Origin of the sequence: Pseudomonas poae, from assembly GCA_028869255.1 — a bacterium.
In the GTDB taxonomy this organism is placed as follows: Bacteria; Pseudomonadota; Gammaproteobacteria; order Pseudomonadales; family Pseudomonadaceae; genus Aquipseudomonas; species Aquipseudomonas poae_C.
Map to the genome: position 1 here is coordinate 4,488,747 of CP110972.1, position 14,219 is coordinate 4,502,965.

Below are 14,219 nucleotides of genomic sequence, written 5' to 3' on the forward strand. Positions count from 1 at the left end.
TCATAATGTTCAGGTACAGTGCCCCTACACAGAGCTGGAAATGTCTTGTTTCATATGCAGCGCTATCACCCCGCTATCAATCATTTTTCCTACGTCATCGAACCGCTTAAGCTATCCGGCGTCTGTTTATTGTCCGTAGCGTTTGGCCGAAGGCATGTCCGAACCGTAATTTCTGATCCAGCACGTGCCAGGAACGGCGCGGGATTTGCTCACGACAGGTTGTCTCTATGCACCGCAGGAATTTGCTCAAAGCATCCATGGCCATTGCGGCTTACACCGGTTTATCGGCCAGCGGCCTGCTGGCAGCACAGGCGTGGGCCGGCAACCGCGCCGCCGATGGCAAGGCTGTGGCGTTCGACTTCGAAACGCTCAAGGCCCAGGCCAAGCAGCTCGCCGGGACCGCATACAAAGACACCAAACAGGTGCTGCCGCCGACCCTGGCGACCATGACCCCACAGAATTTCAACGCCATCGGCTACGACGGCAACCATTCGCTGTGGAAGGAACTGAACGGCCAGCTCGACGTGCAATTCTTCCACGTCGGCATGGGTTTCAAGACCCCGGTGCGCATGCACAGTGTCGACCCCAAGACCCGTGAGGCGCGCGAGGTGCATTTCCGCCCTTCGCTGTTCAACTACGAAAAAACCACGGTCGACACTAAACAGCTGACCGGCGACCTGGGTTTTTCCGGCTTCAAGCTGTTCAAGGCGCCGGAGCTGGATCGCCATGACGTGCTGTCGTTTCTCGGCGCCAGCTACTTCCGTGCCGTGGATTCCACCGGCCAGTACGGCCTTTCGGCGCGTGGCCTGGCGATTGATACCTACGCGAAGAAGCGCGAGGAATTCCCCGATTTCACCCAGTTCTGGTTCGAAACCCCGGACAAGAACGCCACCCGCTTTGTGGTCTACGCCCTGCTCGACTCGCCAAGTGCTACCGGCGCCTACCGTTTCGATATCGACTGCCAGGCCAACCAGGTGGTGATGGCCATCGACGCGAATATCAATGCGCGCACCGCCATCGAACAACTGGGCATCGCGCCGATGACCAGCATGTTCAGCTGCGGCACCCATGAGCGCCGCATGTGCGACACGATCCACCCGCAAATCCACGATTCGGACCGCCTGGCGATGTGGCGCGGCAACGGCGAGTGGATCTGCCGCCCGCTGAACAACCCGGCCAAGCTGCAGTTCAACGCGTTCGCCGACACTGACCCGAAAGGGTTCGGCCTGGTGCAGACCGACCATGAGTTCGCCAGCTACCAGGACACCGTGGACTGGTACAGCAAGCGCCCGAGCCTGTGGGTAGAACCGACTACCGCGTGGGGCGAAGGCTCGATTGACCTGCTGGAAATCCCCACCACCGGCGAAACCCTGGACAACATCGTGGCCTTCTGGACCCCGAAAAAACCGGTGGCCGCAGGCGACTCGCTCAACTATGGCTACAAGCTGTACTGGAGCGCGCTGCCCCCGGTGAGCACGCCACTGGCGCAAGTCGATGCGACACGCTCCGGCATGGGCGGCTTCACCGAAGGCTGGGCCCCGGGCGAGCATTACCCGCAAGTCTGGGCGCGCCGGTTTGCCGTGGACTTCAAGGGCGGCGGCCTGGATCGCCTGCCGGCCGGCACCGGGATCGAGCCGGTGGTGACCTGCTCCCACGGCGAAGTGAAAGACTTCAGCGTGCTGGTGCTCGACAACATCAAGGGCTATCGCATTCTGTTCGACTGGTACCCGACCAGCGACAGCGTGGAGCCGGTTGAGCTGCGGCTGTTTATCCGCACCCAGGACCGCACGTTGAGTGAAACCTGGCTGTACCAGTACTTCCCGCCGGCGCCGGAGCTGCGTAAGTACACTTGATACCCTGACCCAAAGCAGCCTGTGTGGGAGCTGGCTTGCCTGCGATAGCATCACCCTGGTGTGAATGACACACCGAGGTGCCTGCATCGCGGGCAAGCCCGCTCTCACATGCTAAAAGCGCGAAACACTCTTCATCGCCCCAATCAGATACCGCATCGCCACCTGGTCACTCTCGGTCAGGGCGCGATACTGCGCGAGCAATTCGGCTTCGTCCGAACTCAACCGGCTGCCACGCAACAAGCCCCTGCGCGACAGAAAAGACGCCACCGCACCCGCAACACCATAAGACTTGGCCATGGACTGCTTCTCCTGATAACGATCAAAACTCCTGGCGCCCATCCCCGCATCCCATGAGGCGTAACGCCTGCGTGGGCAAACAGCCTGATGCCCTGGGCCAGAAATCAGACTTACCTTAAGCGTAGAAACAATCTGGTCACGCGTGGGATTTTTTTAGAGTATTCACTTAAAAAATTACTTAGGTAACAAATACCTACAGGCTTTTCCCACGGCATCCGCCAACAAAAAACCCACCGGATCAGGGTGGGTTCTGGTGAAACATGCGGCAGCGTCAGTCCCGGAGGTCAGACTCATGAATCGGCTGATCCCGATGAGTCGCCCGCTGGTACTGCGCCGGCCAGGTGGCCTTGCGCCCGCCCAGGTCATCGTCGGCATGCAGCGGCCAGTACGGGTCACGCAACAGCTCACGGGCCAGGAAGATGATATCGGCCTGGCAGGTGCGCAGAATGTGCTCGGCCTGCGCCGGCTCAGTGATCATGCCGACGGTGCCGGTGGCGATACCCGACTCTTTGCGCACCCGCTCGGCGAAGCGCGTCTGGTAGCCGGGGCCGGTGGGGATCTCGGCGTTGGCGGCAGTGCCGCCGGAGGACACGTCGATCAGGTCCACCCCCAGGTCCTTCAGGCGGCGCGCCAGTTCCACGGTTTCATCGGGGTTCCAGCCGTCCTCCACCCAGTCGGTGGCCGACACCCGTACAAACAGCGGTAAGTCCTGGGGCCAGACCTCACGCACCGCCTGGGTCACTTCGAGCACCAGGCGAATGCGGTTTTCGAACGAGCCACCGTAGTGGTCCTGGCGCTGGTTGCTGATCGGCGAGAGAAATTGATGCAACAGGTAACCATGGGCCGCGTGGATTTCCACCACTTCAAAACCGGCGGTCAGTGCGCGCTTGGCAGCAGCCACAAAGTCGGCGATCACTTGCTGGATTTGCCCTGCGTCCAACGGCTGGGGCTGCGTGTGATTCGGGTCGAAGGCAATCGGCGAGGGTCCTACCGGCACCCAGCCACCGTCTTGCGGCTTGACGCTGCCGTGCTTGCCGATCCACGGGCGATGGGTGCTGGCCTTGCGCCCGGCGTGAGCCAATTGGATGCCCGCCACGGCGCCTTGGGCGGCAATGAAACGGGTGATGCGTTGCAGCGGTTCGATCTGTGCGTCGTTCCACAGCCCCAGGTCTTCGGCGGTGATACGGCCATCGGCGGTCACGGCAGTGGCTTCGGTGAAGATCAGCCCGGCCCCGCCGACTGCACGGCTGCCGAGGTGGACGAGGTGCCAGTCATTGGCCAGCCCATCGACACTGGAGTACTGGCACATCGGCGACACGGCAATGCGGTTGAGCAGGGTCAATTGGCGCAGGGTATAGGGTTCGAGCAGCTGACTCATGGCGCACCTCTTCTGGGTTCTGTGGGCACTATTCAAACAGTGCTTAGAGCCTAGTCGACAACAACCGATTGCACAGGGTTCAGAAGGAAAGCGGGAGCCGATTGCCGGCTCCCGTGCTGCAAAGTCTTACATTTCGACCTGGGTGCCCAGCTCGATCACCCGGTTTACCGGGAGCTTGAAGAAGCGCAGGTTGCCGTTGGCGTTCTTCAACATGAACGCAAACAAGGCTTCGCGCCAACGGGCCATGCCCTTGATGCGCGAGGCGATCACCGTTTCGCGGCTGAGGAAGTAGGTGGTGCGCATCGGGCTGAAATCCAGGTCGTCCAGGTGGCACAGCTTCAGCGCTTCGGGCACGTCCGGCTCATCGGTAAAACCGAAGTGCAGGATCACCCGGAAGAACCCTTCTCCGTAGGAATCCACCTCGAAACGCCGTGCGGCCGGTACCCGCGGAATGTCTTCGTAGACCACCGTGAGCAGCACCACTTGCTCATGCAGCACCTGGTTATGCAGCAGGTTGTGCAACAGCGCGTGGGGCACCGCGTCGGGCCGTGCAGTGAGGAACACCGCAGTGCCCTGCACGCGATGGGGCGGCTGCACGCGGATGCTGCTGATAAAGATCGGCAGCGGCAGGCCGCCTTCGTCGAGGCGCTCCACCAGCAATTGCTTGCCGCGCTTCCAAGTGGTCATCAGCACAAACAGCACAATCCCCGCCAACACCGGGAAGGCGCCGCCCTGGATGATCTTCGGCACGTTGGCCGCGAAATACAGCCCGTCTACCAACAGGCAGCAGACCAACACCGGCACCGCGAGAATGGGTGGCCATTTCCACAGCAACAGCATCACCGCCGACACCAGAATAGTGGTCATCAGCATGGTGCCGGTCACGGCCACGCCGTAGGCCGAGGCCAGCGCATTGGAGGACTCGAAGCCCAGCACCAGCAGGATCACGCCGACCATCAGCGACCAGTTCACCGCGCCAATGTAGATCTGGCCCTGTTCGGCACTGGAGGTGTGCTGAATATGCATGCGCGGGATGTAACCCAACTGGATCGCCTGGCGCGTCAACGAGAACGCGCCGGAAATCACCGCCTGGGACGCAATCACCGTGGCCAGGGTCGACAACACCACCAGCGGGATCAGCGCCCAGCTTGGCGCCAGCAAGTAGAACGGGTTGCGCGCCGCTTCCGGGTCACCGAGCAGCATTGCGCCCTGGCCGAAATAATTCAGCACCAGCGCCGGCAGCACCAGGATGAACCAGGCGCGGGCAATGGGTTTGCGCCCGAAGTGACCCATGTCGGCATACAGCGCCTCGGCACCGGTCAACGCCAGCACCACCGCGCCGAGAATGGCCACGCCAATGCCGGGGTGCGCCTCGAAGAAGCGCACGCCCCACATCGGGTTCATTGCATTGAGCACTTCCGGATGCAGGGTGATCCCGTACACACCCAGGCCGCCCAACACCAGGAACCAGGTCACCATCACCGGCCCGAACAGCTTGCCGATGCGATCGGTACCGTGCTTCTGGATCAGGAACAGCGCCACCAACACCACCAGGGCAATGGGCACCACCCATTTTTCCAGGCCGTCGAAGGCCAATTCCAAGCCTTCCACCGCTGACAACACGGAAATCGCCGGGGTGATCATGCTGTCGCCATAGAACAGCGCCGCACCGCACAGGCCGCACACCACCAGGAAACTGCGTAACTTCCTGCGCTCACCCGCCGCCCGTCGCGCCAATGCCGTGAGCGCCATGATGCCGCCCTCACCCTGGTTGTCCGCGCGCAGCACGAACAGCATGTACTTGATCGACACCACCCAGATCAGCGACCAGAAGATCAGCGCCAGGATCCCCAGCACGCCGTCATGGTTGACCTGAACCCCATACCCCCCATTGAACACCTCTTTAAGGGTGTACAGCGGGCTGGTCCCGATATCGCCGTAAACCACCCCGACCGCTGCCACCAGCATGCCGATCGGCTTGGCATTTGACTGCTCGGCACCTGCTGCCTGACTACTCGCGTGACCCATCAACCACTCCTGCCCTTTGACCTGCGGTCTTTTATAAACAACGCGTCTAAGCTGACCCTAGCATGCGCTGTTTTACTTCTCGTAACAGACGTTTTATTGACCCAGGAGTTTTACCCGTGCGCAACGGCGCGAAGCATAGCGCAGCACTCGTCGCATTTCCCTGCATAAAGCTGGTCAAGTGCGCTGCCCGTCGATAGAATTGCGCACTTTTTGATCAGAGGCGCACCGAGCGCCCGTCCGCTGCCCTGTCGTGCCCGACGGATGGCGTCATTCAATACCGAGGTTAGACATGTCCACCACCATCGCAAAAGCCAACCCCAAGGTTGGCTTTGTTTCCCTGGGTTGCCCGAAGGCTCTGGTCGACTCCGAACGCATCCTGACCCAACTGCGCATGGAAGGTTATGACGTGGTGTCCACGTATCAGGACGCCGACGTGGTGGTGGTCAACACCTGCGGCTTTATCGACTCGGCCAAAGCGGAGTCGCTGGAAGTGATCGGCGAAGCGATCAAGGAAAACGGCAAGGTCATTGTGACCGGCTGCATGGGCGTGGAAGAAGGCAATATCCGCAACGTGCACCCAAGCGTGCTGGCCGTGACCGGCCCGCAGCAGTACGAGCAGGTGGTCAACGCCGTGCACGACGTAGTGCCGCCGCGCCAGGACCACAACCCGCTGATCGACCTGGTGCCGCCGCAAGGCATCAAGCTGACCCCGCGTCACTATGCGTACCTGAAGATTTCCGAAGGCTGCAACCACAGTTGCAGCTTCTGCATCATCCCGTCGATGCGCGGCAAGCTGGTCAGCCGCCCGGTGGGTGATGTGCTGGACGAGGCGCAGCGCCTGGTCAAATCCGGCGTTAAAGAGCTGTTGGTGATCTCCCAGGACACCAGCGCCTACGGCGTCGACGTGAAATACCGCACCGGTTTCTGGAACGGCGCGCCGGTGAAAACCCGCATGACCGAACTCTGCGAAGCCCTCAGCAGCCTGGGCGTGTGGGTGCGCCTGCACTACGTTTACCCGTACCCGCACGTGGACGAGCTGATCCCGTTGATGGCCGCCGGCAAGATCCTGCCGTACCTGGACATCCCGTTCCAGCATGCCAGCCCCAAAGTGCTCAAGGCGATGAAACGCCCGGCATTCGAAGACAAGACCCTGGCGCGCATCAAGAACTGGCGCGAGATCTGCCCGGAGCTGATCATCCGCTCCACGTTCATCGTCGGTTTCCCCGGCGAAACCGAAGAAGACTTCCAGTACCTGCTGGACTGGCTGACCGAAGCGCAGCTGGACCGCGTCGGTTGCTTCCAGTACTCGCCGGTGGAAGGCGCACCGGCCAACCTGCTGGACCTGGCCGTAGTGCCGGACGACGTCAAGCAGGACCGTTGGGAGCGTTTCATGGCGCACCAGCAGGCCATCAGCTCGGCGCGCCTGCAACTGCGCATCGGCAAGGAAATCGAAGTACTGATCGACGAAGTCGACGAGCAAGGCGCAGTCGGCCGTTGCTTCTTCGATGCCCCGGAAATCGACGGTAACGTGTTTATCGACGACGCCAGCGGCTTGAAGCCGGGCGACAAGGTCTGGTGCACCGTGACTGATGCCGACGAATACGACCTGTGGGCTGAAAAGCGCGACTGATTGTCGCAAGCATGCTGTAAAGAATTGAAAAAGCCCTGCCTCTGGACAAGATGCGGGGCTTTTTTAGGTCTATCGTTTTGCCCATCAGTGCCAATCATCGGCAAGGGGCAGCGGGCATGCGTCAGCATTCGGTTATCCACACACCTAAAACCAGCGACTACGCGGAACTGGCACGTATCTGGGAGGCTTCGGTGCGGGCCACCCATGATTTTTTGCCGGACAGTTACATCGAGTTGCTCAAGAATCTGGTACTGACCCGCTACCTGGATGCGGTGATGCTGATCTGCACCAAGGACGCCCGCCAACGCATCACCGGGTTTGCCGGGGTGGCGTGCGGCAAGGTCGAGATGCTGTTTATCGACCCGCAGCACCGGGGCCAGGGCCTTGGCCGGCAATTGCTGCGGTATGCGATCGACTGCATGAACGCCGATGAACTGGATGTGAACGAGCAGAACCCGCAGGCCCTGGGCTTTTACTTCAAACAAGGCTTCGAGGTGATCGGACGCACGGAGCATGATGGCCTCGGGCAGCCTTATCCGTTGCTGCGCCTGCGTTTGCGCCAGCAACAAAAGATAGGTAATGGCTGACACCACACCCAATAACTGTGGGAGCGGGCTTGCTCGCGAACGCGGTAGATCAGTCGCCGAATATAGTGACTGACACTCCGCATTCGCGAGCAAGCCCGCTCCCACACTTAAACCGAGTACACCTGAGAAGGCTCTGTCGCCGGCCTGATAGCCATCGCCGGCAAGCCAGCTCCCACAAAAAGCCAATGCGCTGAAATGGGACCGGGATTAACCGGCGCCAGGCAGGTACAATAGCCGCCCCCTTTTGTTACGGCCCTTGTCATGACTGACCCCATACGCCTCTCCAAACGCCTTATCGAACTGGTCGGTTGCTCCCGTCGGGAGGCCGAGCTGTTTATCGAAGGCGGCTGGGTCTCGGTGGACGGCGAAGTGATCGACGAGCCGCAGTTCAAGGTCACCACCCAGAAGGTCGAACTCGACCCCGAGGCCAAGGCCACCGCGCCGGAGCCGGTGACCATCCTGATGCACGCGCCGGCGGGCATGGATGCTGAAACGGCACTGGCCTCGATCAGCGCCGAGACCCTGTCCGAAGAACACCGCTTCGGCAAGCGCCCGCTCAAGGGGCATTTCCTGCGCCTGACGGCCAGCGCCAACCTGCAGGCCAAGGCCAGCGGCCTGTTGGTGTTTACCCAGGACTGGAAAATTCTGCGCAAGTTGACGGCGGATGCCGCCAAGATCGAGCAGGAATACGTGGTGGAGGTCGAAGGCGACATGGTGGCCCACGGCCTGAATCGCCTGAATCACGGCCTGACCTACAAAGGCAAAGAGCTGCCGGCCGTGAAAGCCAGCTGGCAGAACGAAAACCGCCTGCGCTTTGCGATGAAAAACCCGCAGCCGGGCGTGATCGCACTGTTCTGCGAAGCCGTTGGCTTGAAAGTCATCGCCATCCGCCGCATTCGCATCGGCGGCGTGTCCATCGGCAAAGTGCCCGTTGGCCAGTGGCGCTACATGTCCGGCAAAGAGAAGTTCTAAGCCGCTGCCCTTTTCTCGACACCGCCTGCTTAGGCGGTGTCCTCAGTTGAATACCAGGATTGCCCACCATGATTCACAACGACGTACTGCGCAGCGTGCGCTACATGCTCGACATCAGCGACAACAAGATGGTCGAGATCATCAAGCTCGGCGGCATGGACGTAACCAAGGAAGATCTACTGACCTACCTCAAGAAAGATGAGGAAGAAGGCTTTGTGTTCTGCCCGGATGACGTGATGGCCCACTTCCTTGATGGCCTGGTGATCTTCAAGCGCGGCAAGGACGAAAGCCGCCCGCCGCAGCCGATCGAAACGCCGGTGACCAACAACATCATCCTGAAAAAGCTGCGCGTGGCCTTCGAACTCAAGGAAGACGACATGCACGCCATCCTCAAGGCCGCCGAATTCCCGGTGTCCAAGCCGGAGCTGAGCGCGCTGTTCCGCAAGTTCGGCCACACCAACTACCGCACGTGCGGCGACCAGTTGCTGCGTAACTTCCTCAAGGGCCTGACGCTGCGCGTCAGAGCTTAAGGACAGCGACGAGCCTCAAGCTGCAAGTTCAACGCTTGTGGCTTGCAGCTTGTAACTTGAGGCTTCAGAAATGACCTACCAGGTTTCGCCCGTTGGCTTCGTGCGCTCCTGCTTCAAGGAGAAGTTCGCCATCCCGCGCCAACCGCAACTGGCACCGGCTGCCCGCGGCGTGCTGGAGCTGGTGGCGCCGTTTGACCAGGGTGAGGCGGTGCAGGGCCTGGAGCAGGTCAGCCATGTGTGGCTGCTGTTCCTGTTCCACCAGGCGCTGGAAGAAAAACCGCGCCTCAAAGTGCGCCCGCCACGCCTGGGCGGCAACGCCTCCATGGGCGTGTTCGCTACCCGTGCGACCCACCGTCCGAACGGCATCGGCCAGTCCGTGGTGAAGCTGGACAAGGTCGAGCCGGGCCGCTTGTGGGTCTCCGGGATTGATTTGCTCGATGGCACGCCCGTGTTGGATATCAAGCCATATGTGCCGTATGCCGACATTATCGACACAGCCACCAACAGCATCGCCAGTGGCGCGCCGCAGCTGATTGCGGTGCAGTGGCTGAAGACCGCGCTGCATCAGGCACAAGGCCATGCACAGCGTCTTGGCGAGCCCTTGGTGGAGTTGATTGATCAGTGCCTGGCACAGGACCCGCGGCCGGCGTATCAGACGCCTGGGCCGGAGCAGGAATACGGCGCGCAGTTCTGGGATGTGGATGTGCGTTGGCACTATCCCGAGGCTGGCGTTATCTGTGTGCTTGAAGTGGTGCCTGCCGGGTAAACCGCAAAACAAATGTGGGAGCGACTTATGTGGGAGCTGGCTTGCCTGCGATAGCGTCACCTCGGTTCATCTGAATGACCGTGGTGTCTGCATCGCAAGCAAGCCAGCTCCTACACGAGCCAGCTCCCACATTTTTTTGATCGGTGCTTACTTCTCGACGAACGCACGCTCGATCAGATAATCACCCGGCTCACGCATACGCGGCGAAACCTTCAAACCGAAGCTGTTCAGCACTTCACTGGTTTCGTCCAACATGCTTGGACTGCCGCACAGCATGGCGCGGTCGTCTTCGGGGTTGATCGGTGGCAGGCCGATGTCGCTGAACAGCTTGCCACTGCGCATCAGGTCGGTCAGGCGGCCTTCGTTTTCGAATGGCTCGCGGGTCACGGTCGGGTAGTAGATCAACTTGTCACGCAGGGCTTCGCCGAAGAACTCGTTCTGCGGCAGGTGCTCGGTGATGAATTCGCGGTAAGCGACTTCGTTGACGTAACGCACGCCGTGGCACAGGATCACTTTTTCGAAACGCTCGTAGGTCTCCGGGTCCTGGATCACGCTCATAAATGGCGCCAGGCCAGTACCGGTGCTGAGCAGGTACAAGTGTTTGCCAGGCTTCAAATCGTCAAGCACCAGGGTGCCTGTCGGTTTTTTGCTGATGATGATCTCGTCGCCTTCCTTCAAGTGCTGCAGCTGGGAAGTCAGCGGGCCATCCGGCACCTTGATGCTGAAGAACTCCAGATGCTCTTCCCAGTTCGGGCTGGCAATCGAGTAAGCGCGCATGAGCGGGCGGCCGTTGGGCTGTTGCAGGCCGATCATCACGAACTGACCGTTCTCGAAGCGCAAGCCGGGATCGCGGGTGCACTTGAAGCTGAACAGAGTGTCGTTCCAGTGATGAACACTGAGGACACGCTCGTGGTTCATGTTGCTCATGTACGGGGGACTCCTGGAAATGGGTCTGCGCCAAATGTAGTTGCGCAATTGCACCGCATTCTAATGGCGGCGACAATATCTGTTAACTGAATTATTAAGATAAGGGTTATCGGTTATATCGATATGCGATTTACTCTACGTCAACTGCAAGTCTTCGTCGCCGTCGCCCAGCAGGAAAGCGTCTCCCGCGCTGCTGGCCTTCTGGCCTTATCTCAGTCCGCCGCCAGCACCTCGATCACCGAGCTGGAGCGCCAATCCAGCTGCCAATTATTCGACCGCGCGGGTAAACGCCTGAGCCTCAACGCGCTGGGCCATCAGCTGCTGCCCCAGGCAGTGGCGCTGCTGGACCAGGCCAAGGAGATCGAGGACCTGCTCAACGGCAAGTCCGGCTTCGGCTCCCTGGCGGTCGGCGCCACGCTGACCATCGGCAATTACCTGGCTACGCTGCTGATCGGCAGCTTCATGCAGCAACATCCCGAGAGCCAGGTGAAGCTGCATGTGCAGAACACTGCGCATATCGTGCACCAGGTCGCGCACTACGAAATTGACTTGGGTCTAATCGAAGGCGACTGCAGCCACCCGGACATCGAGGTGCAAACCTGGGTCGAAGATGAGCTGGTGGTGTTCTGCGCGCCGCAGCATCACCTGGCCAAGCGCGGCGTGGCCAGCATGGACGAGTTGACCCATGAGGCGTGGATCCTGAGGGAGCAAGGTTCGGGCACGCGCCTGACCTTTGACCAAGCCATGCGCCATCACCGCAGCACGCTGAATATCCGCCTGGAGCTGGAACACACCGAGGCAATCAAGCGTGCGGTGGAGTCGGGGTTGGGGATTGGCTGCATTTCCCGCCTGGCGCTGCGTGATGCATTCCGCCGTGGCAGCCTGGTGCCGGTGGAAACCCCGGACCTGGACCTGGCACGACAGTTTTACTTCATCTGGCATAAACAGAAATACCAGACCTCGGCGATGCGCGAGTTCCTGGAACTGTGCCGCGCCTTTACCGCCGGGGTGCAGCGCAGCGACGAAATTGTGTTGCCGAGCATAGCCTGAGCCTTAGATCAGGATCACGGCCCATACCAGGGTGATCATGGTCAGTGCCACGAATTGCGCGGCGCTGCCCATGTCCTTGGCGTTTTTCGACAGCGGGTGGCGGTCGAGGGAAATGCGGTCGATCGCCGCCTCTACCGCCGAATTGAGCAATTCAACGATCAGCGCCAGCAGGCACACGGCGATCAGCAACGCACGCTCGACCCGGCTGACATTCAGAAAGAAGCTCAGCGGGATCAGGATCACATTGAGCAACACCAACTGACGGAACGCCGCCTCGCCGGTGAACGCTGCGCGCAGGCCGTCCAGGAGTAACCCCCTGCATTGAAGATACGTTTGATACCGGTTTGACCCTTGAAAGGCGACATAGACGTAGGCAACTGAACTGAAGGAGTGGGGAAACTAGGTCACGCCAAGTCAAAAAAGCGTGAATCGATAGCAGCTTAATGCTGCGAAATTGACTCAAGTTGTTGCAAGAGCAACGCCGCCTGGGTACGCGTGCGCACGCCCAGCTTGCGGAAGATCGCGGTGACGTGGGCCTTGATGGTCGCCTCCGACACACTCAGCTCGTAGGCAATCTGCTTGTTCAGCAAGCCTTCGCACACCATGGTCAGCACCCGGAACTGCTGGGGCGTCAGGCTGGCGAGGCCATCACGAGCGGCCTTGGCTTCGTCGGACACGTTGATTTCTTCAAACGCTTGCGGCGGCCAGGACACATCACCGTCCAATACCGTGCGCACGGCCTTCTGGATATCTTCCATGGCGCTGGACTTGGGAATGAAGCCGCTGGCGCCGAACTCCTTGGAGCGCACCACCACGTCGGCTTCTTCCTGGGCCGAGACCATTACCACCGGGATTTGCGGGTATTGCCCACGCAGCAATACCAGCCCAGAGAAACCGTAGGCGCCTGGCATGTTCAGGTCGAGCAGCACCAGGTCCCAGTCAGATTTTTCGGTGAGGCGGGCTTCCAGTTCGGCAATGCTGGCCACTTCGACCAGGCGCACGTCCGGGCCCAGGCCCAGGGTGACCGCTTGATGCAGCGCACTGCGAAACAGCGGATGGTCATCGGCTATCAGGATTTCGTATGTGGCCATTGATTAAATGATCCTGTTTTTTATGGCAGCCCTGATGGGTTCAGGGTTCGCCAATACACTAGGCGACGGCCAGGCAGCCATCGCCACAGGGTACGTTCAACGTCAAAAACGTCGAAAATTCACGGTTGCACCCCAATCGGCGCCCAGCATGCCCAGCGCAGCCTGGGGGTCAAGCACTACGCCCGCGGGCATTTTAGCGGGGTACGGATTTACAGTGCCATCATGCAAACGTCGTCTGGTTATACCGCCGTTATATAAGGCGCCAGACGAGTATGGACGATATCGCTCGGGTCCAGTGGCAGCTGGAACTTGGCCGCCAGGTAATGAGTGCTGAAGACGTCGAGGTAGGCCTCCAGCACTTCACTGGCGGCGCCATCGTCGGCCAGTTCCAGGCACAGGGCCGCGACCTCGGCGGTGCAGAAATGGTCATCGCGCTTGGAGCGACGCAGCTTGTAGCGCGAGAGCTGCTCAGGCGCCAGGCTCAACACCGGCAGATGCTCGAGGTAGGGGCTTTTGCGGAACATCTTGCGCGCTTCACTCCAGGTGCCGTCCAGCAAGATGAACAACGGGCGCTTGCCCGCCTGCACCTTGACCTCGCTGACAACCCGCTCGGGCGCTACGAACTCGCCGGGGAACACGATGTAAGGCTGCCACTGCGGGTCGGCCAGCAAGGTGAGCAAATCCGGGTCAACCTCGGTGCGCGACCAGGCGAATGCAGTGGTGTCATCGATCACATCGGCGATCAGCCACCCGGTGTTGCTGGGCTTCATCGGCTCGACATCGTGCATCAGCAGGCACATCGCGGACCGGGCCTGCACCTGAGGGCGCCAGGCACACAGGCAATACTCGGGAACTACCCGGCAGCCGGGGCAACGCTCGGCACGCGAGCCACGGTTGAGAAAGGGCCGGATGGCGCGGGCGAGGCGCTGGGTACGCAGACGGGAAACGGCATGGCTCATCGGATGCGCCGTAGAGAGGGGTAAATCGACACGGGGAAACTCGTGAAAGGCTTGAAGTGGCCGCAGTTTACCAGCGATACGCCTGGCTGTAGTGGCAAGGGGTCACCTATAATTGCGCGCCACTGAACGCACAGCGCAGTGGCTGGTCTAT

General features: G+C 60.7%; 13 protein-coding genes and 1 pseudogene. 7 read left to right on the forward strand and 7 right to left on the reverse strand.

All coding sequences use genetic code 11. From position 1 onward, the window contains the following. Window positions 1–227 precede the first annotated feature (227 nt). Entirely contained in the window at window positions 228–1,853 is a 1,626-nt protein-coding gene (locus LRS56_20385) for a glucan biosynthesis protein D (GenBank protein WDU61188.1), read from the forward strand. 111 nt (window positions 1,854–1,964) lie between these two features. Here the strand turns inward: LRS56_20385 and LRS56_20390 are convergent, their stop codons facing one another. The 3 genes from LRS56_20390 to LRS56_20400 all read right to left on the reverse strand — a co-directional run bounded on the left by LRS56_20390 (window position 1,965) and on the right by LRS56_20400 (window position 5,556). Beyond that, on the reverse strand, window positions 1,965–2,150 hold the full coding sequence (locus tag LRS56_20390; protein WDU61189.1) for a hypothetical protein: 186 nt from the start codon (window positions 2,148–2,150) through the stop codon (window positions 1,965–1,967). Window positions 2,151–2,421: 271 nt separating this feature from the next. Beyond that, window positions 2,422–3,528 (reverse strand): NADH:flavin oxidoreductase/NADH oxidase, encoded by a 1,107-nt coding sequence (locus LRS56_20395; GenBank protein WDU61190.1) that lies wholly within the window; start codon window positions 3,526–3,528, stop codon window positions 2,422–2,424. A 126-nt stretch (window positions 3,529–3,654) separates the two neighbouring features. Next, entirely contained in the window at window positions 3,655–5,556 is a 1,902-nt protein-coding gene (locus LRS56_20400; GenBank protein ID WDU61191.1) for a potassium transporter Kup, read from the reverse strand. Window positions 5,557–5,857: 301 nt separating this feature from the next. Between LRS56_20400 and rimO the strand changes: the two genes are divergently transcribed. From rimO to tsaA, 5 genes are all read left to right on the forward strand, one after another. Beyond that, window positions 5,858–7,186, forward strand: coding sequence for a 30S ribosomal protein S12 methylthiotransferase RimO (rimO, locus tag LRS56_20405; protein ID WDU65784.1), 1,329 nt, complete (start codon window positions 5,858–5,860; stop codon window positions 7,184–7,186). Between the two features lie 116 nt (window positions 7,187–7,302). After that, window positions 7,303–7,773 (forward strand): GNAT family N-acetyltransferase, encoded by a 471-nt coding sequence (locus LRS56_20410; GenBank protein WDU61192.1) that lies wholly within the window; start codon window positions 7,303–7,305, stop codon window positions 7,771–7,773. A gap of 261 nt (window positions 7,774–8,034) precedes the next feature. After that, window positions 8,035–8,745 carry an rRNA pseudouridine synthase gene (locus LRS56_20415; GenBank protein WDU61193.1) on the forward strand — a complete coding sequence of 237 codons (711 nt, stop codon included), beginning with the start codon at window positions 8,035–8,037 and terminating at the stop codon, window positions 8,743–8,745. Between the two features lie 68 nt (window positions 8,746–8,813). Next, window positions 8,814–9,275: a DUF1456 family protein gene (locus tag LRS56_20420; GenBank protein WDU61194.1), complete on the forward strand. Its 462-nt coding sequence runs from the start codon at window positions 8,814–8,816 to the stop codon at window positions 9,273–9,275. Window positions 9,276–9,345: 70 nt separating this feature from the next. Then, entirely contained in the window at window positions 9,346–10,041 is a 696-nt protein-coding gene (tsaA, locus tag LRS56_20425; protein WDU61195.1) for a tRNA (N6-threonylcarbamoyladenosine(37)-N6)-methyltransferase TrmO, read from the forward strand. A gap of 147 nt (window positions 10,042–10,188) precedes the next feature. Here the strand turns inward: tsaA and fpr are convergent, their stop codons facing one another. Further along, complete coding sequence (gene fpr, locus LRS56_20430) at window positions 10,189–10,968, reverse strand: ferredoxin-NADP reductase (protein ID WDU61196.1); 780 nt, start codon at window positions 10,966–10,968, stop codon at window positions 10,189–10,191. Between the two features lie 123 nt (window positions 10,969–11,091). Here fpr and LRS56_20435 point away from each other — a divergent pair, with 123 nt between their 5' ends. Beyond that, a complete protein-coding gene (locus LRS56_20435) occupies window positions 11,092–12,018 on the forward strand; it encodes a LysR family transcriptional regulator (GenBank protein ID WDU61197.1) in 927 nt (308 codons plus the stop codon). A 3-nt stretch (window positions 12,019–12,021) separates the two neighbouring features. Here the strand turns inward: LRS56_20435 and LRS56_20440 are convergent. The 3 genes and pseudogenes from LRS56_20440 to LRS56_20450 all read right to left on the reverse strand — a co-directional run bounded on the left by LRS56_20440 (window position 12,022) and on the right by LRS56_20450 (window position 14,068). Continuing rightward, window positions 12,022–12,383: pseudogene (locus LRS56_20440) on the reverse strand (diacylglycerol kinase). A 75-nt stretch (window positions 12,384–12,458) separates the two neighbouring features. After that, a complete protein-coding gene (locus tag LRS56_20445) occupies window positions 12,459–13,109 on the reverse strand; it encodes a response regulator transcription factor (GenBank protein ID WDU61198.1) in 651 nt (216 codons plus the stop codon). Between the two features lie 239 nt (window positions 13,110–13,348). Further along, on the reverse strand, window positions 13,349–14,068 hold the full coding sequence (locus LRS56_20450) for a DTW domain-containing protein (GenBank protein ID WDU61199.1): 720 nt from the start codon (window positions 14,066–14,068) through the stop codon (window positions 13,349–13,351). Window positions 14,069–14,219 lie beyond the last annotated feature (151 nt).